Source organism: Streptomyces sp. NPDC093591 (assembly GCF_044764885.1).
GTDB lineage: Bacteria > Actinomycetota > Actinomycetes > Streptomycetales > Streptomycetaceae > Streptomyces.
In genome coordinates this window covers 75,310-99,739 of record NZ_JBIWIY010000006.1, presented here as the reverse complement: position 1 = coordinate 99,739, position 24,430 = coordinate 75,310, and the positions used below count along the sequence as shown (strand labels likewise).

Sequence of the window (24,430 nt, the reverse complement as noted above, 5' to 3'; positions counted from 1 at the left end):
ACGGTCACTCGACCACGTGGCGCCCCTCGGGCCGCGCGCTGCACGACGCCCGGAACGCGCAGTGTGTGCAGTGCTGGCCCGCGTTGGGGGTGAACCGCTCGTCGAGGACCTTGCCCGCCGCCGTGGCCAGCAGGTCGCCGACCCACTCCCCCTCAGGGCCGTCCAGGGGCTCTTGCCCCTGCACCTTGGGCAGCGTCTCGCCGCCGTCCCGCTTGGCGGCGCCCTGGCGCAGCTGGACGAGTTCGGCGCCGCCCGGTTCCGGGCGTACGCCGTCGAAGGCCTCGTCCACGGCGCCTTCGCGGACGGCGAGCTGGTAGACGGCGAGCTGCGGGTGGCGGGCCACCTCGGCGGCGCTGGGTGCCTGCTTGCCGGTCTTGAAGTCGACTACGTAGGCGCGTCCTTCGCCGTCGGTCTCGACGCGGTCCATCTGGCCGCGGATGCGGACCTCGACGTCGCCCGCTGCGAGAGTGACGTCGAAGTCGTGCTCGCTCGCCACCGGCGTCCGCCCCGCGCGGTCCATCACGTGCCACTTCAGGAAGCGTTCGAGCGCCACGCGCGCGTTGTCCTTCTCCTGCGCCGACTTCCACGGCGCGTCGAAGGCCAGCGCGTTCCACACGGAGTCGAGGCGCTCCATGAGGACGGCGAGGTCGGCCGGGGTGTGCCCGGAGGCGACCTCGTCGGCGAGGACGTGCACCACGTTGCCGAAGCCCTGGGCGGCGGTCGCGGGGGCGTCCGCCTTCACCTCGCGGCCCAGGAACCACTGCAGAGCGCACGTGTTGGCGAGCTGGTCGAGGGCGCTTCCGGAGAGCACGACGGGCTGGTCACGGTTGCGCAGCGGCACCTTGGCCTCGGTCGGCTCGAACATGCCCCACCAGCGGTAGGGGTGCGCGGACGGGACCAGCGGGCGGCCGTCCTCGTCGACGAGCGCGGCGAGCCGGGCCAGTCTGCCTGCGGCGGCCTCCCTGAGGGTGTGCGACGCGCGCGGGTCGACCGTGGTCGCCCGGAGTTCGGCGACGAGCGCGGCGACGGCCAGCGGGCGGCGCGGGCGGCCCGTCACGTCCTTCGGCTCGACGCCGAGTTCGGTCAGGAAGCGGGAGGGCTGGTCCCCGTCGTCGGCCGGGGCCTTCACCGCGGTGGCGACAAGGCGTTCACGCGCGCGTGTGGCGGCGACGTAGAACAGGCGGCGCTCCTCCGCCAGCAACGCCCCCGGGGTGAGCGGTTCGGCGAGCCCGTCGCGGCCGATGCGGTCGGCTTCCAGGAGGGAGCCGCGGCGGCGCAGGTCCGGCCACAGGCCCTCTTGGACGCCCGCGACGACGACCAGGCGCCACTCCAGCCCCTTGGAGCGGTGCGCGGTCATCAGGCGCACGGCGTCGGGGCGTACGGCACGCCGCGTGAGGGTGTCGGCGGCGATGTCCTCGGCCTCGATCTCCTCGAGGAAGTTCAGGGTGCCCCGGCCGCCGCTGCGCTCCTCCGCGCGGGCCGCGGTCGCGAACAGTGCGCATACGGCGTCGAGGTCACGGTCGGCGTTCCGTCCGGCCGCGCCGCCGCGGCGGGCGGTCCGCTCCAGGCGCGTGGGCCACGGCGTGCCCTCCCACAGGTCCCACAGCGCCTCCTCGGCCGTACCGCCGCTCGCGAGGCGCTCACGTGCCTTGCGGAGCAGCGCGCCGAGGCGCTGGGCGCCACGCGCGTACGTGGGGTCGTGCACCGCGAGCCGCTCCGGCTCGGCCAGTGCTCGGGCGAGCAGTTCGTCCGAGGGGGGCGGCAGCGGGTTGCCCGCGGCCCGCTCCTCGTCGCGCAGGGCCCGCCCGAGGCGGCGCAGGTCGGCGGCGTCCATGCCGGCGAGTGGGGAGGCGAGCAGGGTGAGCGCGGTCTCGGTGTCGAGCCAGGAGGCATCGGGGTCGAGCCGGTCGGTCACGGCGTCGTCCTCGGCTTCGGCCGCTGCCTCGGCAGGCGCGTCACCGTCGCCCCGCGCGGGCCGCGCCTCCGCCGTGGCCACCGCCCGCAGTGCCGTCAGCAGGGGCGCCACCGCCGGCTCGTGCCGCAGCGGCAGGTCGTCGCCGTCGATGTCCAAGGGCACCCCGGCCGCGGTGAGCGCCCGGCGCACTGTCGGGATCGTGCGCGACCCGGCGCGCACCAGGACGGCCATCTCGCTCCAGGGCACGCCGTCCTCCAGGTGGGCCCTGCGCAGGATGTCGGCGATGTTGTCCAGCTCGGTGCCGGGGGTCGGGTACGTGAAGACCTCGACGCGGCCGCCCTCGCGGACGGGGGCGAGCTCTCGGTGGGCGCGTACCTTCTCCGCCGGGAGCCGGGTCAGCGGCATGCGCTGGGTCAGGAGCCGGGTCGCGGTCAGCAGGGCGGCGCCGGAGCGGCGTGAGGTGCGCAGGACCTCAACGGGGGCGGGGCGGCCGTCCGCGCGCGGGAAGGCGTGCGGGAACTCCAGGATGCCGTTCACGTCGGCGCCCCGGAAGGCGTAGATCGACTGGTCGGGGTCGCCGAAGGAGACGAGGGTGCGTCCGCCGCCGGCGAGGGCGTGCAGCAGTCGTACCTGGGCCGGATCGGTGTCCTGGTACTCGTCGACGTACACGGCGTCGTACTGCGCGGCGATGCGCTCGGCGGCCTCGGGGCGGCGGGCGAGGAGCACCGCGCGATGGACCAGCTCGGCGTAGTCGAGGACGCCCTGCAGGTCGAGCACGTCGAGGTACTCGGCGAGGAAGGACGCCGCGGCACGCCAGTCGGGTCGCCCGATACGGCGGGCGAAGGCGTCCAGGGCGTCGGGACCGAGGCCCAGTTCGCGGCTGCGGGCGAGGACCGCGCGGACCTCGTCGGCGAAGCCCCGGGTGGTCAGGCAGGCGCGCAGCTCGTCCGGCCAGCGCACGTTGGCCAGACCGAGCCGCTCCAGGCCGGGCTGGCCCGCGAGCAGCTCCCGTACGGTCACGTCCTGCTCGGGACCGGACAGCAGCCGCAGGGGCTCCACGAACAGGTCGCTGTCCTGGTGGGCGCGGACCAGGGCGTAGCAGAACGAGTGGAACGTGGTCGCCTGAGGCGCGCGTGCCGCGCCTATGCGCAGCGCCATACGGTCGCGCAGTTCGACGGCGGCCTTGCGGCTGAACGTCAGCACCAGGATGCGCTCGGGGGCTGCGCCACGGGCGATGCGCGCCGCCACGGACTCGACGAGGGTGGTGGTCTTTCCGGTGCCCGGACCTGCGAGGACGAGCATCGGGCCGGTCGCGTGGTCAACCACGGCGCGCTGCGCGGCGTCCAGACGAGGGGGGGCCACCTGGACCGGAGGGGTACGCACCAGCCGGTAAGCGCCACGGGCCCCCTGTCGCACCTGGGGGTGCGACAGGCGCCTGGAGGAGGAAGAGGAGCTCACGTGGTTCGCCGGTCCTGGTGGGTGTGCAAGTTGTCAGTGCCGGCGCGGTGCGCCGTCGTTGAGGGCTGGTGGCCCGGTGGCGGCTGGGCCGCCCCTCGCGCGTGGCGGGCGGTGGCCGCGGGGTGAGAGGGACACGCGCAGCCGACGCTACGCCGACGGACCGTGCGGAAGCAGGGCTTCCGATTCATCCCTCGGTTCACTTGTGGCACGTGCGTCCCTCGACTCACGAACGTACGTCATGCCACGCACGTGCCCCCTTTCCCTCGTTCGGATCACAGGTCACACAGCGAGCCCTCCGATGGCGGAAGCTGTCAGGTGTGACCCTGTGCGCGTTCGCCGCCGTCCCAGCGCGCCCGCCTCATGTCGAGGCGCGGCAGGTGGCCCTCCGCGGCCCTGCTCGCCTCCTTCAGCGGCGTGCCCTCGGCGCGGTAGTGCTCCAGCGCTCTCAGCTCGTGGCCCGGCAGCAGGGCCCCGTCCGCGCGGACCACCCGCCACCACGGGACGGCTCCCCCGTAGAGGGCCATCACGCGGCCGACCTGCCGGGGCCCGGCCTCCCCCAGCCACTCCGCGACGTCCCCGTACGTCATGACGCGGCCCGGCGGAATCAGCTCGGCGACCTCGAGGACCCGCTCGGTGTACTCCGGCAGCGCGTCCGCGGACTCCGGCCGGGCTTGCGCGGGCTCCGGCCGGGCTTGCGCGGGCTCCGGGCGGGCGTCGTCGTACTCCAGGCAGGCGTCGTCCGGAAGGCTCTCCTCGCTCATCCGGCCCATCCTGCCCCATCCCACCGACAATGTGACGTGCTCGCCACCGTGCGTGTGCCTCGCCCCGCGGCGGCGCTTCGGGCAGACTGTGCGCCCCCGCATTTGCACCCTGATGCCCCCGTGTGTCGGTGGGGCATGCCACCATCGTGCGGGCGGTGACTGGTGATACGAGATCAAGAAGAGACGATGAAGCAACAGGGTGCACACCCGGAGGACGCGGAGAGCACCTCTGACGCTTCGTCGCGCCCGGACACCGCGAACGCCGGCAAGAAGGACAACGGCGAGAGCGACGGCCGCAAGAAGGACGAGGCCACCAAGGGCGCCGACCCGAGCGACGCCGGCCGCAAGGCCATCGAGGGGAAGGCGCCGTACGACCTCGAAGAGGTACACGTCGACGAGGTCGAGGGCGACGAACCGCTGCTCCCCGCGCGCGTGCACCGTCCGTCCGACCTGATGCGACTCCTCGTGGGCGTCCTGGGCATCGCCCTGCTGCTCGCGATCGCCGCGTTCGCGCACGGAACCACCTCGGGTCTCGAGCAGGACATCAACAAGGGCACCGGGCAGGCACCCGACCTGTTCAGCAAGATCGCCGGACTGGTGTCCAGCATCGCGATCCTCCTGGTGCCCGTCGCCTTCGCGATCGAACGTCTGATCAAGCGGGACGGGCTGCGCATCGCCGACGGCGTCCTCGCGGCCGTCCTCGCGCACGGGGTGACACTCGCCACCGACCTGTGGGTGGCGCGGGCCGCCCCGGAGTCCATCCGGGACGCGCTCACCCAGCCGTCGCCCGGCGACCTCGGCTCCCTCACCGACCCGGTGCACGGCTATCTCGCGCCGGTCATCGCGTACATGACGGCCGTGGGCATGTCCCGCAGACCTCGCTGGCGCGCGGTCCTCTGGGCGGTCCTGGTCCTGTACGCCTTCTCCATGCTGGTCACCGGCTACACGACGCCGTTCTCGATCCTCCTGACGCTGCTGATCGGCTGGACCGTCGCCTACGGCACGCTGTACGCGGTCGGCTCGCCCAATGTCCGTCCCACGGGGCGGACTCTCATGGCGGGCCTCAGGCACGTCGGTTTCCGTCCGGTGAGCGCTGCCCGCGAGGAGATCTCCGACTCACAGGAGACCGGCGACAGGGGCCGGCGCTACTTCGTCACCCTCGAGGACGGTCCGCCGCTCGATGTGACGGTGGTCGACCGGGAGCAGCAGGCGCAGGGGTTCTTCTATCGCGCGTGGCGCAATCTGACGCTGCGCGGCTTCGCCACCCGAAGCAGCCTGCAGTCGCTGCGCCAGGCCCTGGAGCAGGAGGCGCTGCTCGCCTACGCGGCCATCGCGGCCGGTGCCAACGCCCCCAAGCTGATCGCGACCTCCGAGCTCGGCCCGGACGCCGTGATGCTCGTCTACGAGCACACCGGCGGGCACACCCTGGACTCGCTGCCGGACGAGGAGATCACCGACGAGCTGCTGCGCGGCACCTGGCTCCAGGTCAAGGCGCTGCAGTCCCGGCGTATCGCGCACCGCCGGCTGGTGGGTGACGCGATTCTGGTGGATCGTTCCGGCAAGGTGATCATCAGCGACCTGCGCATCGGCGAGATCGCGGCCAACAATCTGCTGCTGCGCATGGACATCTCCCAGCTGCTGGTGACGCTCGGCCTCCGGGTGGGCGCCGAGCGTGCGGTGGCGTCGGCGGTGAGCGTGCTCGGCCCCGACGCCGTCGCCGACTGTCTGCCGATGCTGCAGCCCATCGCGCTGAGCCGCTCCACGCGCGCGACGCTGCGCAGACTGGCCCGGGAGAGGGCCCAGCGCGAGCGTGAGGCGGTACTGGAGGCGTCCCGGCACGCCAAGCACGCCCGCAGCGAGGAAGCCACGGGCGACACCGGCGCCGTACCGGACAAGCCGGACAAGAAGACCGTACGGGCGCAGGCGCGGGCCGAGAAGCGGGCCATCGACGAGGCTCTGGACGAGGCGCGCGAAGAGGACCTGCTCACGCAGATCCGTCACGAGGTGCTGCTGATCAGGCCGCAGGCGCCGGTCGAGCCGGCCCGCCTGGAGCGGGTGCGGCCGCGCACGCTGATCAGTTTCATCGCCGGCGCGATCGCCGCGTACTTCCTGCTGACACAGCTCACACACATCGAGTTCGGCCCGCTCATCGCCAACGCCCAGTGGGGCTGGGTGGCCGCGGCCGTGCTGTTCTCGGCGTGCAGTTACTTCGCGGCGGCCATGGCGCTGCTGGGCTTCGTGCCCGAGCGGGTGCCGTTCCGGCGGACCGTGGCGGCGCAGGTCGCCGGGTCGTTCGTGAAGATCGTCGCACCGGCGGCGGTCGGCGGCGTCGCGCTCAACACGCGCTTCCTGCAGCGCGCGGGAGTGCGGCCGGGGCTCGCGGTGGCGAGCGTCGGCGCGTCACAGCTGTTCGGGCTCGGCTGCCACATCCTGATGCTGCTGTCCTTCGGCTATCTGACCGGCACCGAGAAGACGCCTTCGCTGTCGCCGTCCCGGACCGTCATCGCGGGTCTGCTGACGGTGGCGGTGCTGGTGCTCGTGGTGACCTCGGTGCCGTTCCTGCGGAAGTTCGTCGTCACGCGCGTGAGGTCGCTGTTCGCGGGTGTCGTGCCGCGCATGCTCGATGTGCTGCAGCGGCCGCAGAAGCTGGTCACCGGCATCGGCGGCATGCTGCTGCTGACCGCCTGCTTCGTGATGTGCCTGGACGCGTCGATCCGGGCGTTCGGCAGCCAGGGGACCTCGCTCAGCATCGCCAGCGTGGCCGTCGTCTTCCTCGCGGGCAACGCGCTCGGCTCGGCGGCCCCGACCCCCGGCGGCGTGGGTGCCGTCGACGTGACCCTGACGGTCGGTCTGATCGCTGTCGGCCTGGAGAGCGAGGTAGCCGCTCCGGCGGTGCTGCTGTTCCGGATGCTGACGCTGTGGCTGCCGGTACTGCCGGGCTGGCTGGCCTTCAACCACCTGACACGCAAGGGCGCTCTGTAGCGCGATCCCTCGTACGGCTCGCGCCCCGAGCGCCCCACCTCGTACGGCCGCAGGATGGAACCATGCCGACCCCTCCCCGGATGCGCGCAGCCGCCCTGACCGCCACGGCCCTGCTGGTGCCCGCCCTGCTGGCGGGCTGCAGCGACGACGACTCCGGGGACGAGGATCTGACCGCCCAGGAGCTGAGCTGGAAGGACTGCCCCGCCCCCTCCCAGGCCCAGGGCGGCAGGGGCAGCCCGTCACCTCTGCCGGACGGCGGCACATGGCAGTGCGCCACGATGAAGGCCCCGCGCGACTGGGACGAGCCCAAGGGCGACACGATCGGCATCGAGCTGATCCGGGTGAGGGCCGGCGGTGACGAAAGCCGCCGCATCGGCTCGCTGATCTTCAACTTCGGTGGTCCCGGCGGCTCCGGCGTCACCAGCCTGCCCTCCTTCGCCGGCGGATACGCGAAACTGCGTACCCGCTACGACCTGGTGAGCTTCGACCCGCGCGGGGTCGGCCGCAGCGAGCCCGTGCGGTGCGAGAACGACCAGCAGCTCGACGCCTACTTCCAGCAGGACGCCACCCCGGACGATGCCGCCGAGCGGACCGAACTGCTGGACAGTGCCAAGGAGTTCAACGCGGCGTGCGAGAAGAACTCCAAGGGGATGCTGCCGCATGTGATCACCACCGACGCTGCTCGTGACCTGGACCTGATGCGACAGGTCCTCGGCGACGACAAGCTGCACTACTTCGGCATCTCGTACGGCACCGAACTCGGCGGTGTCTACGCCCACTTGTTCCCCAAGAACGTGGGACGCGCCGTCTTCGACGCGGTCGTCGACCCGACACAGAACCCCGAGCAGAACGCGCTCGCGCAGGCCAAGGGATTTCAGCTCGCGCTGGACAACTTCGCCGCGGACTGCGCGTCAAAGACGGACTGCCCGATCGGCGACAACGCCCAGGACGTCAAGGACCGCATCGCCGAACTGCTGAAGAACCTCGACAGCAAACCGATCCAGGGCATCTTCCCCCGCGAGCTGACCCAGACCGCCGCGACCTCCGGCATCCTGCAGGCGCTGTACTCGAAGAACTTCTGGGAGTACCTCACCCAGGGCCTGGTGCAGGCGTACGACGGTGACGGCAGCGCCCTGCTGCTGTTGGCCGACTCGAGCAACGGACGCCGTGAGAACGGCGAGTACAGCAACATCATCCCGGCCAACGTGGCGATCAACTGCGCCGACCAAAAGGCCCGTTACACAGCCGAGGACGTGGAGCGAAGGCTGCCCCAGTTCCGGGCCGCCTCGAGCCTGTTCGGCGACTCCCTGGCCTGGTCCATGCTCAGCTGCACCGACTGGGCCGTGGCGGGCGCCGCCGACCATCCCGAGGTCAGCGCGCCCGGCTCGGCGCCGATCCTCGTCGTGGGCAACACGGGCGACCCGGCGACGCCGTACGAAGGCGCGCGGAGGATGGTCCAGGCACTGGGCAAGGGAGTGGGCGTCGAGCTGACGTACAAGGGCCAGGGGCACGGGGCGTACAACAGCAAGAACAAGTGCGTGCAGGACGCGGTGAACGGTTATCTGCTGGACGGGAAGGTGCCGGCGGCGGGCACCGTCTGCTCTTGAACCCGAGCGGAGGAGCCACAAATCAGCAGGTCAGAGAGTTATCCACAGGCCGCTACCGCACTTTCGGGATCCGCCTACTATGGCCTGACCGCCATCCGCGGCACGGTGCGGACGGCCTGCGAGGGGGGAAATGACATGGCGCGATTCGCTCGGTGGACAGCCCTGACGACCACCGCCGCGCTGCTGGTGACGGGCTGCAGCGGCGGCTCGTCCGACGGCGGCGGCGCCGGTGGGAGGACGAGCGGGACGAGTTCCTCGGCCGCGTCCGCCGGCTCGGCGGCTCCACTGCCGTCCTCGCTGACCTCGCAGAAGCTCGACTGGGGACGCTGCAAGGCCACCGGGGACTCCCCCGCGCCCGGCGACGAGTGGCAGTGCGCCACGCTCGAGACGCCGCTGGACTGGGCGAAACCGGACGGCAGGACGATCGACCTCGCACTGATCCGCGCCAAGGCCACCGGCGACGACCGCATCGGCTCGCTCCTGTTCAACTTCGGCGGCCCCGGCAGCTCGGGGTTGTCCACGCTGCCGTGGTACGCCTCCTCCACGTCCGAGCTGGGCAAGCGGTACGACCTGGTGAGCTGGGACCCGCGCGGGGTCGGCGCCAGTGAGGGCGTGCGCTGCCGCACCGACAAGGAGATCCAGGCCTCCGAGTCCGTGGACATCACGCCGGACACCCCTGCCGAGGAGACGGCCTACCTCCGGGACGCCGCCGACTTCGGCCAGGGCTGCCAGAAGTCCGAGGGGGCGCTGATCGCGCATGTGTCGACCACCGACACCGCCCGCGACATGGACCTGATGCGCCAGGTCCTCGGCGACACGAAGACGCACTACTTCGGCATCTCCTACGGCACCGAACTCGGCGGCGTCTACGCCCACTTGTTCCCCAAGAACGTGGGGCGGCTGATCCTGGACGCGGTCGTCGATCCGAGCGCCGACGGGGAGGGGCACGCCGAGAACCAGGCCAGGGGCTTCCAGCGCGCGCTGGACAACTACCTCGACTCCACCGGCCGGGGCGCCGGAGAGGGCTCGCAGAAGATCGTGAAACTGCTGAAGCGGATCGACGCGAGTCCGCTGCCGACGTCGTCCGGGCGGAAACTCACCGAGGCACTCGCTCTCACCGGCATCATCAGGCCGCTCTACAGCGAGGCGAGCTGGCCGACCCTGACCAGCGCCCTGGAGGCAGCCGAAGGGGGAGACGGCTCGGAACTCCTGGCGCTCGCCGACGACTACAACGAACGCAGCGCCTCGGGGCACTACGGCACAGGGACCCACTCACAACGGGTCATATCGTGCCTGGACACCAAGCAGCGACCGACGCTCGAGGAGACGAGGAAGCTGCTGCCGCGGTTCGAGAAGGTCTCGCCCGTGTTCGGCCCCATGCTGGGCTGGGACACGGCCGGGTGGTGCCACGACTGGCCGGTGGCCGGACAGCACGACACCCCGGAGGTGAGTGCGCCGGGTGCGGCCCCGATCCTGCTGGTCGGCAACACCGGCGACCCGGCGACGCCCTACGAGGGCACCCGGAAAATGGCGGACGAACTGGGCAAGGGCGTCGGCGTGATGCTCACCTGGAAGGGCGAGGGTCACGCCTCGTACGGGAAGGGGAGCGACTGCGTCGACTCGGCGGTGAACGCCTATCTGCTGCAGGGGACGGTTCCGAAGGACGGCAAGGTCTGCTCATGACGGCGGCGGGGGCTTCGAGCACCCGTGGTGCCCCAAGCCCCCGCCGTCCGAGCGAGGCCCGCCCTGTGGGCGAGGGAGTCCGCTCAGTAGACCGGCTTGTGCGGCTCGATCTGGTTGACCCAGCCGATCACGCCGCCACCGACGTGCACGGCGTCGGCGAAGCCAGCGGACTTCAGGACCGCGAGGACTTCCGCACTGCGGACACCCGTCTTGCAGTGCAAGACGATCTTCTTGTCCTGCGGGAGGTTCTCCAGCGCGGTGCCCATGAGGAACTCGTTCTTCGGGATCAGCGTGGCGCCGGGGATCGAGACGATCTCGTACTCGTTGATCTCGCGGACGTCGATGATCTCGATGTTCTCGCCGTCGTCGATCCACTCCTTGAGCTGCTTGGGAGTGATCGTCGAGCCGGCGGCCGCCTCCTGGGCCTCCTCGGAGACGACGCCGCAGAAGGCCTCGTAGTCGATGAGCTCGGTGACGGTCGGGTTCTCGCCGCAGACCGCGCAGTTCGGGTCCTTGCGGACCTTGACCTGGCGGTACTGCATCTCCAGGGCGTCGTAGATCATCAGTCGGCCGACCAGCGGCTCACCGGTGCCGGTGAGGACCTTGATGGCCTCGGTGACCTGGATGGAGCCGATGGACGCGCACAGCACGCCCAGCACACCGCCCTCGGCGCAGGAGGGGACCATGCCCGGCGGCGGGGGCTCCGGGTAGAGGCAGCGGTAGCAGGGGCCGTGCTCGGACCAGAAGACGGAGGCCTGGCCGTCGAAGCGGTAGATCGAGCCCCACACGTACGGCTTGTTCAGCAGCACGCAGGCGTCGTTGACCAGGTAGCGGGTCGCGAAGTTGTCCGTGCCGTCGACGATCAGGTCGTACTGGCTGAAGATGTCCATCACGTTGTCGGCCTCGAGCCGCTCCTCGTGAAGGATCACGTTCACGTACGGGTTGATGCCGAGGACGGAGTCGCGGGCGGACTCGGCCTTGGAGCGGCCGATGTCGGCCTGGCTGTGGATGATCTGGCGCTGCAGGTTCGACTCGTCGACCTCGTCGAACTCCACGATGCCGAGCGTGCCGACGCCCGCGGCGGCCAGGTACATCAGCGCCGGCGAGCCCAGGCCGCCGGCGCCCACACACAGCACCTTGGCGTTCTTCAGCCGCTTCTGCCCGTCCATCCCCACATCGGGAATGATCAGGTGGCGGGAGTACCTGCGAACCTCGTCTACGGTGAGCTCGGAAGCGGGCTCGACCAGGGGTGGCAGCGACACGGGGACTCCGTTGGTCGGTCGATCACTACGGTTGTTCTCTCCGTAACACTGCCATGGGCTTTTTCATTCCGAGACACCTGTTCCGATCCGCGAGACGATTTCGTCCCAGTAGCCGGGCATGGCCCCCCAGGGGCTGGTGCGGCCACCCCGGTCGGTGCGGTCCGTGCGGTCGGTGAAGTAGATGGTCGCCGCGCCCTGCCAGCGGGCGATGCGCAGTGCCTCGTCGAGGTGGGGGCGGGGCACCCCGTGCACGAAGTGGCAGAAGCGGTCGGGCGGGTAGTCGGCGGTCCACTCCGCCACCTGCGACCAGCGGTAGTCGCTCCACGAGCCCCGGAAGGTGACCAACTGGTCGGCGCACTCGGCGTAGCCCGGGTGGGGATGGGTGCCGTGACCGAGCACGATGTGGGCCTTGTCACGCAGCGCGCGGAGCGTGGTGATCGTGCGGCGGATCTGGGGCAGCCCGGCGCGTTCGGTCGGGCAGCGGTCCAGGAAGAAGCCGTCGACCCGGTACCAGTCGAGGTAGCGGTGCGCCTCGGAGATCACCTCGCCGAAGGCGCGGGTGTCTTCGGCCGTGTCGAAGTGCGCCGCGTCCGGGTGGGCCGTGCCCAGGTGAGCCGTGTCGAGGTGGCCCAGGATGCGGACTCCGGCGTTGCGGAGTCTTGCGGCGGTATCGAGGCAGTGCGGGTCGGGGCGGGTACCGGGGCCGTCCGCGACGTTCAGGACCACCCAGTGCACGGGGGTGCCGGGGCGGGTGAGTTCGCCCCACTCGGTGGGGGCGAGGAGGGGGTGTGCGTAGCCGGGGATGCCGAGGCCGGTGCGGAGGTGTGTGCTCCTGGCCGTCGGTTGTGTGCCGGTCAGATACGGCATGCCGCCTCCATCCAGATGTCACCCAGGGACTCTTCGAGGTTGATCCGGGGCCGCCAGCCGAGCCGGTCGCGTGCGGTGCGCACGTCGGCCTGCTGCCAGCTGCCGCAGCCGTCCGGGTACGGGTACGCGGCCGGGGCGCCGTGGCCGGGGTGCGTCGCGTGGGCTGTGTGGCTCATGTGGTCCGAGTCGGCGCGTGGGTGGCCGATGGACGGCCGCAACGGGCCGGGGGGGCCGTCGAGTTCGTGGAGGGCGCCGCCGTATCCGGCCACGCGGGCGAGGACGGCGGCGGCGTCCCGGAGACGGACGGCGCGTCCCGAGCCGATGTTGATGACGCCCTGCGCTGCGGACAGCGAGGCGGCGTGGACGGCGCGGGCCACGTCGCGGACGTCGACGAAGTCGCGCTGGGCGCCGAGGCCGGTGAGTTTGAGCTCGCCGTCGCCGGACTGCATGGCGCGGCGCATGGCCTCGGCGAGGCGGCCGAGGGGGGAGCCGGCGGGGGTGCCGGGGCCCGCGGGTGAGAAGACCCGGAGAACCACGGCGTCCAGGCCGGAGCCCAGGACCAGTTCGGTGGCGGCGAGTTTGCTGACGCCGTACGGCCCGCCGGGGCGGGGGACGGCGTCCTCGGCCGTGGAGGAGCCGGGCTGGCTCGGGCCGTACTCGGCACCGCAGCCGATCTGCACGAGGCGGGCGCCGCAGCCGCTGCGGCGCAGGGCCTCGCAGACGGTGGCGACGGCGACGGTGTTGTGCCGGGTGAGTTCGCGGGCGCCGCCTCGGGTGGCGCCGGCGCAGTTGATGACGACCCCGGGGTGGACCGCGTCGAGGAAGCGGGTGAGGGCGCCGGGGCTGCCGGACGCGAGGTCGAACCGGACGTCGGCGTCGTCGCCTCGGCCCAGCGCGGTGAGTTGGACGGCGGGGTCGGCGAGGAGGCGGTCGGCCACGAAGCGGCCGAGGTAGCCGTTGGCTCCGATCAGCAGGACTCTCATCGGGCGGCTCCCGGGGCCGAGGCGTGGTCGGGTCGGGAGGTGATCATTTGGGGGTCTCCTTCACGGACAAGAACTTCAGGCAGAGGGGCTTTTCAGAGAGGGGCTTTGACACAGAAGGGGTTCAGCGGGCTTGCGGGCGTGTATGCCTTCGGCGGCCCGTGCGGCCGAGTGGGGGGTCACGTGGCTCCCACGGTTTCGTCGTGGGTCGGGGCCGCGCCGGGGCGTGCCCCCTTCCCGCCGTACGCGAGTGCGGCGCGTCGCCGATGCCTGTCGCGTCAGCATGAACCGTCCGCCCGTGCGTGCGCCGACGCCCTCGTAAGAGTGCGGGTCGCGTGGAGCAGGAGGGTCAGGGCGCCCGTGCCGCAGGCGATGGTGGGGATGGCGGCCGGGCCCCACGTGTCGATCAGGGACTCGACCGGGGTTGCCAGCCAGGCGCAGCCGGGGAGGCGGGCTGTGAAGAGGGCGGCCAGGGCCGTGGCCTCGGCTGTGACTGTGGCGGTGAGGACCAGGGCGGGGGCGTGCGTGAAGCCGTGGGTGGTGAGGAGGCGGGAGAGGAGCAGGAGCGCGCCCAGGGTGAGGGTTTGCGGGTAGGCGGCGGGCTCGCCCAGGACCGCGGCCGTCAGGGTCAGTAGGGCTGTCAGGGCGCCGAGGTAGAGCGCGAACGTGCCCAGGAGCAGGGGCTTCACGGAGGTGGCGAAGTCCGCCAGGGCTCGGCTGGCCGACAGTTTGCGGCGGGCTCGTACGGCGAGGAGGTGGGCGGACCATGCCGCGGGGGCGCAGGACAGGCTGAGGGCCAGGAGGGGGGCGGTGGTGAGGGGCCAGAGGCCGCTGTCGGGCAGGGCGTCGGGGCCTCCGGTGGCGGCTGCCTGGAGGAGGCCGTCGCCGAGGAGGGCGTAGGCGAGGAGCCAGCAGGTGCGGGTGGCCGTCGGGTGTGTGGCGTGCGTGGTGGCGAGGGGGCCTCGGGCCAGTGCCGCGCGCAGGGCGAGAGGGACGGCGAGGACTCCTGCGGCGGCCGCGATCAGGCGGGACTGGCCATGGGTGAGGTGCAGGGCGGTCACGGCCGCCGCGCAGAGGGCTCCGGGGAGGAGGGTGAGGAGAATCCAGTCGGCTCGTACGCGGGGGGTGGGCAGGGGCGGGGAGGTGGGGGGCGTTTCGCCGTCGCGGGCCACTCGGGCGTACATCTCCTCCGCGAGGGAGAAGACGTCGCGGTGCAGGAAGCGTGCCGCGGTGCGGTCGGTGACGCCGTGGGCTTCCAGGCCGGCGGCGATCTCCAACGGGTCCACCGCGCGTTCGCACAGGTTGCGATGACGGTGCATCAGCGCCTTCACGGGGTCGGCGCCGGTGCGACGAGCGGCGCCCGGCCGGGGGCCGGTGGTGCCGGTGGCGGTTGGTTCTTGGCTGGCGGGCGGGCCGTCGACCCCGCCCTCGCGCACGTCCGTCTCCGCCACGAGCCACTCCTCCGACCGCTCGTCCCAGGCCCCGGGGCTGGTCGGGGCCCCGGGGCGGTCCAGGCCTCCCAGGCCGCTCATCGGGCCGCCTCCGTCGCGGGCAACGAGGTGGCTCGTACGGGGGCATCCGTCGGGCGGGCGGGGCCGCCGCGGGCCACCTGGCGTGTGGATCGCTCGGTCCAGCGGCCGGGGACGTGGGCCTCGGCGGGGACGGCGAAGGGCAGGGGGGCGCCGGCCTCGTCGAGGACGACGCGGCGGACCGGCGTACGCGAGACGATCTCCAGGTAAATGCCGTGAAATGCCGCGACGTTCTGCTCGACGGTGAACAGTTCGAGCGCACGCGCGCGGGCCGCCGCACCCAGGCGCTCACGGCGCTCGGGATCGCGCAACAGCGCCACACAGGCCTCGGCGAGCGCCCGCGGGTTGCGCGGGGGTACGACGAGGCCGGTGCCGCCGATGACCTCCACCACCGCGCCGACGTCCGTGGACACCGTCACACGGCCGCAGAACATGGCCTCGACCAGACTGATGGGGAAGCCCTCGACGACGCTGGACAGGACGACCACGGCACCCGCGGCGTACGCGTCGGCGAGCGTGGGGATCTCGGGGCCGCCGATCTCCTCGAAGGAGACCGGGTTGTCGCCGACGGTGTGCGGGCCCTCGGCCTCGTCGGGGAAGAGCTGCGCGGCGAGCGCCCTGCAGTGGCCGAGGTAGGCGTCCCCCTCGGGGCCCGCGGGGGCGCCGACGATCCGCAGCCGCGTCTTCGGTTCCTCCTTGCGGACCTCGGCGAAGGCGTGCAGCAACGACACCAGGTCCTTGGCGGGCTCGATACGGCCGACCCAGACCAGGGTGTCCGGGTCCGCGCCCTCCTGGGCCTCGCCGACCTCGGCGAAGCGGGAGGCGTCCATGCCGGGGTAGACCGTGCGCAGCTTCGCGCGGTCGGCGCCGCAGCGCTCCTGCCAGCGACGGGCGTGGGTGTTGCCGGGGGTGACGAGGGCGGCCCGGGCGTAGGTCTCGGCGGCGAGCCTGCCGTGGAAGGCGGCGAGCAGGGACCGTACGGCGGGCGAGGACTCGGTGGCGGCCAGATAGTGCGTGCGGAGCCGTACCCCGTACTCGGTCAGCAGCAGCGGTACGCCGTAGAAGTGCTGGGCGAGCAGGCCGGGGAGGGCCGCCGAGCCGCCGGAAGCGGCGTGACACAGGTCGGCCGAGCCCAGGGCGTCGTCCTCGTACCAGTCGAGCGAGAGGGGGCGCAGGGCACGTTCCAGATGCGCGGCGAAGGCCAGCAGATCAGGTACGCGCGCCTCACGCGCCGTACGCAGTGCGCCCCGCGCTCGGCAGGCGCGCTCAAGGGCGCGTACGGCGGACTCGGAGCGGAGCGCTCCCACCAGTCCGCCCTCGTCACGGGCGAGTTCGGCGAGCCCGTACAGCGCGTTGCCGAAACGGTCCGCCTCAGTGGCCGACGCGTCCTCGGAGGCTCCGGGAGGGTTCCCGGTCCCCCCTGCGCAGAGCACGGCCACCAACTCGCCGTAGCACTCGGCGAACCGCCGGCGCGCACGGCGCCCGTACACCACGCCGTCCTCTTCGGCCGTCCACAACGGCGCCGTGCGCACGCGGCTGACCTGCGCCGGCAGCGGGACCCAGCCCTCGTCCTCCTGGCGCTCGCTGCGACTGAGCGCGTAGACGTCGAACTCGTGCTGCCCGAGCCCGCGCACGAGCCGGTCGCACCAGAGCCTGGCGTCACCGTTCACATACGGATAGCCACCCTCCGCAATCAGTCCGATGCGCACGAGTACACCCCGTCTCCCGTAAGGGGAGCCGCCATCACCCCGGCGGCTCACAGCGGGACGAACGTATGCGGACAAGGCGGTGGCGCGATGGACGGTTGTCCATCGCGCCACCAAAAGGGGTGAAGGGTCGTAACTTTCCCGTGCGGGCCGCGTTCCGTCGCGCTAAGAGACCAAACGCGCACGCATCGTCACTCCCGAACGCCCGAGGCGACCGAGGCGACCGAGGCGACCGATGACGGTCACACCACGGCCAACTCCCTTCGCGCCGCCCGCCGCTGAGCCGCGATCAGCGGATCGAGTGCCGGTACGGCGGCCAGGAGTCGCTTGGTGTACGGGTCCTGCGGGTTGTCGTACACCTCGTCGGCGGGGCCTTCCTCGACGATCCGCCCGCGTCGCATCACCGCGACCCGGTCGCTGACCTGGCGTACGACGGCGAGGTCGTGCGCGACGAAGACGAGTGCGAGTCCGAGTTCGCGCTGCAACTCGCCGAGCAGGGCGACCACCTGGGCCTGCGTGGTCACGTCGAGAGCGGAGACGGGCTCGTCGCACACGATGACGCGCGGGTCGGCGGCGAGCGCCCGCGCGATGCCGACGCGCTGGCGCTGGCCGCCGCTGAACTCGTGCGGGTAGCGGTCGTAGTGCGCCGCTTCGAGCCCCACGCGCTCCAGCAGTTCCCGTACGCGCCCCCGGATGCGCCCCTCCTCCCGCTCGCCACGCGCGCGTAGGGGGTCGGCAATCGACTCACCCACACTACGGCGGGGGTTGAGGGAGGAGACCGGGTCCTGGAAGACCATCTGCACGGCCGGCTTCACGCCCACGCGCGCGTGGCCGTCGTAACGGACCTCGCCCGCCGTCGGTTCCAGCAGGCCGACCAGCATGCGCCCGAGGGTCGTCTTGCCGCTGCCGCTCTCGCCCACGATCCCGAGGGTCTCGCCGCGGTGGATCGTCAGAGACACGTCGTCCACCGCCGTGAACGCCCGCTTCCCGCGCCCGAATTCACGCCGGAGGCCGGTCGCCTCAAGGATGGCCTCGGCCGGCTTCCCAGCAACTTCGGCGCCGCGCGGCGCGTCCACACGCGGGACCGCGCCGAGCAGTTCGCGCGTGTACGGCTGCGCGGGCGAACCCAGTACGGCGGAGACCGGCCCGTGCTCCACCGACCGCCCGTGCCTCATCACCAGCACCTCGTCGACGCTCTCGGCGGCTACTCCGACGTCATGCGTGACGAGCAGGAGCCCCATGCCCGTCTCCTCGCGGAGCCTGTGCAGGAGGTCGAGGATCTGGGCCTGGACGGTCACGTCGAGCGCGGTCGTCGGCTCGTCGGCGATCAGCAGGTCGGGTTCGCAGGCCAGCGCCATGGCGATGAGGGCGCGTTGGCGCATGCCGCCGCTGAACTCGTGCGGGCGCGAACGGGATCGCCGTACCGCGTCCGGAATTCCCACCCGGTCCAGGACCTCCACGGCACGCGCGCGTGCCGCTCGTCGTGAGGCACGCGTGTGTACCCGGTAGACCTCGGCGATCTGGTCGCCGATGGCGTAGTACGGGTCCAGGGACGACAGCGGGTCCTGGAACACCATGGCCGCCGTGCCGCCGCGCAGCCGCCGCAGCGTCTCCTCCGGAGCCTGCTGTACGTCGACGCCGGCCACGTCGATCGCGCCGCCGACCCGCGCGCCCGTGCCGCGGTGCAGGCCGAGCAGGGCGGCCGCGACCGTGGACTTGCCGGAGCCGGACTCGCCGACGAGGGCGAGGGCGGCGCCCAGCTCCAGACGGAACGAGAGCTTGTCGACGGCGCGCAGGTCCCCGAAGTCGACCGTCAGGCCCGCCACTTCGACGAGGCCGGGGGACGAGCCCTTGCCGGCGCCCTGCGCGGGGATCTTCTCGGCGTCGCTCACGTCAGCACCACCCGTCGGTCGGCCACCGCGTACAGCATGTCCGCGACGGCGTTGGCCAGGACCACGAAGAAGCCGGTCACCAGAACCATGCCGACGACCACCGGCAGGTCGACGACCTTGACCGCCTCGACCATCTCCTGGCCGATGCCGGGCAACCCGAACAGCGTCTCGGTGAGCACGGCTCCGCCGAACAGGACGCCGAGGTTGTTGGCGTTCACGGCGATGAGCGGGGCGACCGCGCCGCGCAGGGCGTGCCGCCAGATGACCGCCCGCTCCCCGACGCCATAGGCCCGGAACGTGCGGACGTGATCTTCGGCGAGGGTCTCCAGCATCGAGGCCCGGGTCAGCCGCGCGTACGTCGCGGACTCGATGAGCGCGAGCGACAGCCAGGGCAGCAGCAGGTTCCAGGCCCACTGTTCGGGGTCGTCGGTGAAGGCGACGTACTGCGGGAAGGGCAGCAGCTCCAACTGCCCGCAGACGACGATCATCAGGACGAGTCCGATGACGAAGACGGGCGTGGACATGCCCGCGAGGGTGAGCGTGGTCAGCAGCCGCTCGGTGAGCCGGCCGCGCCGCCACACCGACAGCACGCCGGTGCCGACGCCGATGACCAGCCACAGCACCATGGCGCCCAGCGCGAGCGAGGCCGTGACCGGCAGCTTCGCCAGGATCAGCGCCGTGACCTGCTGGTCGCTCCGGTACGACAGCCCGAGGCAGGGCGCCGAGCAGTGCTGCACCGACGTGCCGGTGGAGTAGTCCTGGCCGATGAAGAGGCCCTGCAGGAAGTGCCAGTACCGCGTGTACAGCGGATCGTCGAGGTGCAGTTGCCCGGCGACCTGCTGGACCTGGGCCGGCGAGCAGCGCGGGCCGCAGGTGATCTGGGCGACGTTGCCGGGGGTGACGTAGAAGACGACGTAGATGATCACCGAGAGGGCGAACAGGGTGACGAGGGCGCCGACAGCGCGCCGCAGCACGAACCCACCGAAGCCGGTCACGAGGCCTCCCCCTTCGCCTCCTGGCCGAGGCCGGCCTTCTCCCGTTTGCGGCCGGTCCCGACCCGCAGCCGTGAGGCCGCGCGCGGGTCGAGAGCCGTGCGGACGCCGTCGCCGAGCACGGTGAGGGCCAGGACGGTCACGAACAGCGCGCCGGCGGGCAGCAGCAGGTACTGCGGTGCCGCCTGGTACCAGACGTCCGCGGAGGTCAGCATCTGCCCCCAGGAAGGCGTCGGCGGCTTCACGCCCACGCCGAGGAAGGACAGGGCCGCCTCGACGGTGATGTTGGACGGGACGAGGATGGCCGCGAACGTGACGACGGGTGCGGCGAGTCCGGGGAGCAGCTCGCGGCGGGCGATCCGGACCGTGCCCCAGCCGCTGAGCCGGGCGGCGGCGACGTAGTCGAGCTCCTTGAGGGTGAGCGTCTGCGCGCGCACCATCTTGGCGAGCGTGCCCCAGCCGGAGACCAGGCCGACGACCAGCGCCACCAGGACGGGGCGCGGGAAGCTCGTGGGCACGACGGCGAGCAGGGCGAGCGCGACGACCATCAGCGGCATGGCCACGAAGATGTCGGCGATCCGGGTCAGGACGAGGTCCACCCAGCGGTTGCCGAGCCCGGCCGCGACACCGATGACGACGCCCAGGACGAGCTGCACGACCGTCGCCGCCAGCGCGACCCCGAGCGACACACGCGCTCCGTACACCAGCCGCGCGAACAGGTCCCGGCCGGTCTGCGGTTCGACGCCGAGCCAGTGCTCGGCGCCCGCTCCCCCGAACGGCCCGATGGGCACGCCCCCGCGCGCGGAGTCCACCAAGGAGGGGTGGTACGTAGTGGGGTCCTGGCCCTCGATCGCGGTGAGCAGCGGTGCGGCGAGCGCGACCAGGACGAGCAGCGCGACGACGACCGCCGCGACGAGGGCGGCGCGCTGCGTCCGCAGCCGCCGCCAGAACTGACGGGCCCCCGAGGCCCCCGGAGCGGACACCCCGGGAGCCTCGACGGCGAGAACTGCCTCACTCACGGCGCTACTTCACCGCGACCTGGGAGATGTCCAGAACACCGGTCCAGTCACTGATCACGATGTTCTTGACGTCCTTGCCGTACAGCCGCTTGTAGACCGGGTGGAACAGCGGCACGGTGAGCGCCTGCTCGCCGATCTTCTTGTCCAGTGCACCCCACCTCTTGGCGGCGGCGTCAAGATCGGTCAACTTGTTGATCGCGTCAATCTCGGCATTGACCGACTTGTCGTTGAGCAGGCCCGTGTTGAAGTTGGCGCCGTCCTTGACGATCTGCCGGCCGTCGAAGATCGGGGCGAGGAAGGGGCCGCCGGAGGGCCAGTCGGCACCCCAGTGCGCGAGGAAGAAGCCGGGCTCGGTCTTCACGTTGTGGATCTTGTCCGAGTAGTCGTTCTCCTCCAGACCCTGCAGCTTGACCGTGATGCCGGCCTTCTTCAGCGCGTCCTGGACCGCGGTCGCGATCTCGGGGCTGGTCTCGAAGTCCTTGGCGTTGGAGTGGGTCAGCGTGACGGTGAGCCCGTTCTCGTAACCGGCCTGCGCCAGCAACTCCTTGGCCTTCGCCGCGTTGCCCGCCTCGCCGGCCGGGAACAGGTCGTACGGCTCGTAGCCGAAGGACTTCTGGTTCGGCAGGAAGGTGGTGGCGGGCTCGGCCAGCGCGGACCCGCCCGCGGCGTTGACCACCGACGACCGGTCGATGGCGTACGAGATCGCCTGCCGCACCTTGACGTTGTTGAACGGCTTGATCGTCGGGTTGAACGCGAGGTAGTTGGTATAGCCGAAGTGTCCGGTGCCGACGCGAGAAGCGAGGTCCTCGTCGCCGGTCACCTTGGCGAGTTCGGCCGGCCCGAGGTTGGTGTCCGTGGTGACCGCGGCCGCGTCCGCCCCCTGGGACGAGGACAGCCGCTGGTTGATCACGGACGAGTCGAGCCCGGACCGTACGTCGATCTTGTCGGGGTAGGCCTTGCGCTCGGTGTCCGTCGAGGCGGACCAGTGGGTGTTGCGCTCCAGGAGGAGCCGCTCCCCGTCGTTGTCGTTCCTGACGACCTTGTACGGGCCGGAGGAGACCGGGTGCTCCTCGTACTTCGTGCCGGTGTCCTTGCTCTTCGGGACGGGCGTGAACTGCGTCTGCGTGGCCAGGTAGGGGAACTCGCCCTCGGGCTTGTTCAGATGGAAGACGATGGTCCGCTCGTCCGGCGTCTCGATCGCCGAGAGGCCCTTCTTGTCCTTGTACGGCCCCTGGTAGTCGGCGGCGCCGACCAGCCAGTCCCGCAAGTAGGGGGCGCCGCCGGACAGTTCGGGGGCGAAGGAGCGCTCGATGCCGTACTTGATGTCGGCCGAGGTGATCTTGGTACCGTCCTCGTACTCGAGGCCCTTCTTGAGGGTGTACGTCCACACGGTCGCGTCCTTGTTGGGCCGCCCGGTGTCGGTGGCGAGATCGGGGACGACCTCGGCGCCGGCCTCGCCGTTCTCGCGGTTGCGGGTGGTGAGCGTGCGGAAGACGAGGGAGGGGACGTTGCCGCCGCCGGAGGTGTACAGCCGGGCGGGGTCGAAGTCCTGCTGGGGATTGGAGTTCAGGACCGTGAGCGTGCCGCCCTCGTGGGGCGCGGAGTCGCCGCCGGCGCCCTTGGCATCGTTGCCCTCGGGCCCGCAGGCGGCCGCGCCCGCTGCCAGGACCAGGGTGACGGATGCCGCGGCCACGCGGCGCGCTGTGACGGACGGTTGGCGCATCGGAGACGACCTCTCGGAATGACGAATCTCGAATAGCGAGACGGTTTGACGAGGAGTGAGACGGAGATGGGCAGACGTCTGCCCCCGCGCCGGGTCGTCGGAAATCCATGAATGAGCCGCGGAACCGGGGAAAACCGTCAGCGACTCACAGGAGTGGAGAGTGGAGAAAAGATCGCGACGCGAACGCGAGGGGCGGGCGTCAGCGACAGTGGACGTCGGCCACGCACAGAGCGGTCACACCGATGAGCGCCAGCTCGATGGCGGCGCGAGAGGAGGTGTGACGGGTCGACATGTGCAGAAATATGTACGAACTCGCTGCACCTGTCAATGTGACGTGTGAGGCCCCCGTCAATTCCCGGGATACGGCCACGGGTTGGCCCGGCAGCGGATCCCGCGATATTCGAGGAACTTGGTCTGCTGCTGCATGACCGGGGCGAGGTCGCCTTCCTTGTCACAGGTGACGTGGTTGTAGCGGAGCCGGTGGCCGACCTCGTGGTTGATCAGCATCTGCCGGTACTCGTGGATCCGATCACCGTATGTCTCCGACCCCTGCGCCCATCTGTACGCATTGATCATCACGCGCTCGGTGGCGGCGGAGTCGCACGACACGTTGTCGACGGTGGTGTCCAGACTGGACTTGGCGCACCACTCGGCCGTCGTACCGGGGCTGGCCAGGGTGATCACGAAGTCGGGCTTGCCGGAGTAGATGCGTTCGAAGGTGCGGGCGCCGTTGTGGGCCCAGCTGCGATCGTCGTTGAGCGTCTTCTGCACGGCCTGTGCGAAGAGTTCCCCGTCGAGCCCGAGCCCTTGCTCCACGTCCACACGGTAGGTGAACTTCTGCCCCGTACCGGGCGCCTTGTCGATCCCGCGGACCGCGTCGAACTTTCCCGAGCCATCGAGGGTGGCGCTGAGCGCGTACTTCTTGTCCATCTTCTGCTCGTACGTCAGCGGCGCCACGCTCGGCGCCCCGGACGGCGTCGGCCGCCCGTCGCTGCGCGAGGCCGAGTCACGGGCGTCCCGCGCCTGTTCGCCGGCGGACTGCGACTGTACGTCGGTGTCCTCCCGCCCCTTCGCGACCTGACCGGCGACGACCACGGCCAGCACGGTGACGACGGCGGCGGCCGCGATGCCGGTGAAGGCCCGGCCCTTGGCGCCCTTCGCCGGCACGGGCTCGCCGGTCGGCGGGGCGTCGTCGTCGAGGTCGGTGTCGTTCGCGACGCCGCCCCGGGCCCCGGCCTCGGTGTCCCAGTCGGTGACCGAGGCGTACGGGTCGGCGGGGTGCGCGGCGTCGGACGTACGGAGCGCGAAGACGTCGACGTCCCCGTCGAAGGCGTCGAGGTAGTCCTGCCGGGGTCCCTCGGACGGCGATGCCCGCCGGGGCCGTGGAAGGGGAGCGCCGGTCGCCGGAGGAGCGCCGACCGCCGGGGAGACCCCGTACGCAACCCCGGTACGGCCCCTCAACTCACCCCAGCCACCGCCCGGTTCACGCTGCTCGGGGTGACCGCCGCGGGCCTGGGGGATGCCGTGAGCCGGGGTGCCGCCCGCGAAGCGGGGGACGCCCTGGGCGGGAGTGCCGTCCGGCAGACGAGGAACGCCGCGGGCGGGGGTGCCGTCGGGAAGCCTCGGGAAGCCATGCGCGGGGGTGCCGTCCGGGAACCTCGGAAAACCATGCGCGGGCGTGCCGTCAGGCAGCCTCGGGATCCTCTGCGCGGGCGTACCGCCCGGGCCCCCCCGCCCTCCGTACGCCGGCGCCCCATCCGTCGGCGCCCCCTGCCGAGCGGGCGGCGGACCGGGCACCCTGCGACCGCCAGGGCCACCGGGACCACCAGCACCGCCGGGGCCACCGGCCTGCGCCCAACCCCCCTGCCCCGCCCCCGGAGCCGCACCCGGCCTCGCCGTGGGGACCCTGCCGGATCCCGCACCCGGCGCGGACGATCCCCGCTGGGCCGCGCCCGTCTCCGGCTGTGCTCCCCGAGAGCCCTGTCGTGCAGTTGTGTCCGCGGTGTCGCGTTTGGCGGCAGACCCGCGGCGGCTGTGGCGTCCCACGTCGCGCC

16 protein-coding genes are annotated in these 24,430 nt (G+C 71.8%); 3 read left to right on the top strand and 13 right to left on the bottom strand.

What is annotated here, in order from left to right:
- Positions 1–4: 4 nt before the first annotated feature.
- Positions 5–3,373 (bottom strand): ATP-dependent helicase, encoded by a 3,369-nt coding sequence (locus ACIREI_RS14660; protein ID WP_403332243.1) that lies wholly within the window; start codon positions 3,371–3,373, stop codon positions 5–7.
- Positions 3,374–3,684: 311 nt separating this feature from the next.
- Positions 3,685–4,134, bottom strand: a complete 450-nt coding sequence (locus ACIREI_RS14655; protein ID WP_403332240.1) for an MGMT family protein — start codon at positions 4,132–4,134, stop codon at positions 3,685–3,687.
- A gap of 186 nt (positions 4,135–4,320) precedes the next feature.
- Here ACIREI_RS14655 and ACIREI_RS14650 point away from each other — a divergent pair, with 186 nt between their 5' ends.
- The 3 genes from ACIREI_RS14650 (at position 4,321) to ACIREI_RS14640 (ending at position 10,406) form a co-directional block, all read left to right on the top strand.
- Entirely contained in the window at positions 4,321–7,116 is a 2,796-nt protein-coding gene (locus tag ACIREI_RS14650) for a YbhN family protein (protein ID WP_403332237.1), read from the top strand.
- Positions 7,117–7,178: 62 nt separating this feature from the next.
- Positions 7,179–8,723: an alpha/beta hydrolase gene (locus ACIREI_RS14645; RefSeq protein WP_403332234.1), complete on the top strand. Its 1,545-nt coding sequence runs from the start codon at positions 7,179–7,181 to the stop codon at positions 8,721–8,723.
- A 135-nt stretch (positions 8,724–8,858) separates the two neighbouring features.
- Positions 8,859–10,406: an alpha/beta hydrolase gene (locus ACIREI_RS14640; RefSeq protein WP_403332231.1), complete on the top strand. Its 1,548-nt coding sequence runs from the start codon at positions 8,859–8,861 to the stop codon at positions 10,404–10,406.
- An 83-nt stretch (positions 10,407–10,489) separates the two neighbouring features.
- On the opposite strand, the gene moeZ is transcribed toward ACIREI_RS14640, so the two are convergent.
- The 11 genes from moeZ to ACIREI_RS14585 form a co-directional block, all read right to left on the bottom strand.
- Entirely contained in the window at positions 10,490–11,668 is a 1,179-nt protein-coding gene (gene moeZ / locus ACIREI_RS14635; protein ID WP_403332228.1) for an adenylyltransferase/sulfurtransferase MoeZ, read from the bottom strand.
- A 63-nt stretch (positions 11,669–11,731) separates the two neighbouring features.
- Positions 11,732–12,535 carry a spherulation-specific family 4 protein gene (locus tag ACIREI_RS14630; protein WP_403332225.1) on the bottom strand — a complete coding sequence of 268 codons (804 nt, stop codon included), beginning with the start codon at positions 12,533–12,535 and terminating at the stop codon, positions 11,732–11,734.
- A complete protein-coding gene (locus tag ACIREI_RS14625) occupies positions 12,523–13,518 on the bottom strand; it encodes an NAD-dependent epimerase/dehydratase family protein (RefSeq protein WP_403332223.1) in 996 nt (331 codons plus the stop codon). The genes ACIREI_RS14630 and ACIREI_RS14625 overlap by 13 nt, the downstream gene beginning before the upstream one ends.
- 275 nt (positions 13,519–13,793) lie before the next feature.
- Positions 13,794–15,047 carry a hypothetical protein gene (locus ACIREI_RS14620; protein WP_403332220.1) on the bottom strand — a complete coding sequence of 418 codons (1,254 nt, stop codon included), beginning with the start codon at positions 15,045–15,047 and terminating at the stop codon, positions 13,794–13,796.
- A complete protein-coding gene (locus tag ACIREI_RS14615; protein ID WP_403332217.1) occupies positions 15,044–16,753 on the bottom strand; it encodes a DUF3492 domain-containing protein in 1,710 nt (569 codons plus the stop codon). The genes ACIREI_RS14620 and ACIREI_RS14615 overlap by 4 nt, the downstream gene beginning before the upstream one ends.
- Before the next feature lie 239 nt (positions 16,754–16,992).
- On the bottom strand, positions 16,993–18,642 hold the full coding sequence (locus ACIREI_RS14610; protein WP_403332214.1) for a dipeptide ABC transporter ATP-binding protein: 1,650 nt from the start codon (positions 18,640–18,642) through the stop codon (positions 16,993–16,995).
- A complete protein-coding gene (locus ACIREI_RS14605) occupies positions 18,639–19,637 on the bottom strand; it encodes an ABC transporter permease (RefSeq protein ID WP_403332211.1) in 999 nt (332 codons plus the stop codon). Before ACIREI_RS14605 ends, ACIREI_RS14610 begins: the two co-directional genes overlap by 4 nt.
- Complete coding sequence (locus tag ACIREI_RS14600) at positions 19,634–20,653, bottom strand: ABC transporter permease (protein ID WP_403332208.1); 1,020 nt, start codon at positions 20,651–20,653, stop codon at positions 19,634–19,636. Before ACIREI_RS14600 ends, ACIREI_RS14605 begins: the two co-directional genes overlap by 4 nt.
- Positions 20,654–20,657: 4 nt before the next feature.
- On the bottom strand, positions 20,658–22,376 hold the full coding sequence (locus tag ACIREI_RS14595; protein ID WP_403332206.1) for an ABC transporter substrate-binding protein: 1,719 nt from the start codon (positions 22,374–22,376) through the stop codon (positions 20,658–20,660).
- Between the two features lie 199 nt (positions 22,377–22,575).
- Complete coding sequence (locus ACIREI_RS14590) at positions 22,576–22,668, bottom strand: Ms4533A family Cys-rich leader peptide (RefSeq protein WP_403332203.1); 93 nt, start codon at positions 22,666–22,668, stop codon at positions 22,576–22,578.
- 56 nt (positions 22,669–22,724) lie between these two features.
- Positions 22,725–24,422 (bottom strand): DUF3152 domain-containing protein, encoded by a 1,698-nt coding sequence (locus tag ACIREI_RS14585; protein ID WP_403332201.1) that lies wholly within the window; start codon positions 24,420–24,422, stop codon positions 22,725–22,727.
- Positions 24,423–24,430 lie beyond the last annotated feature (8 nt).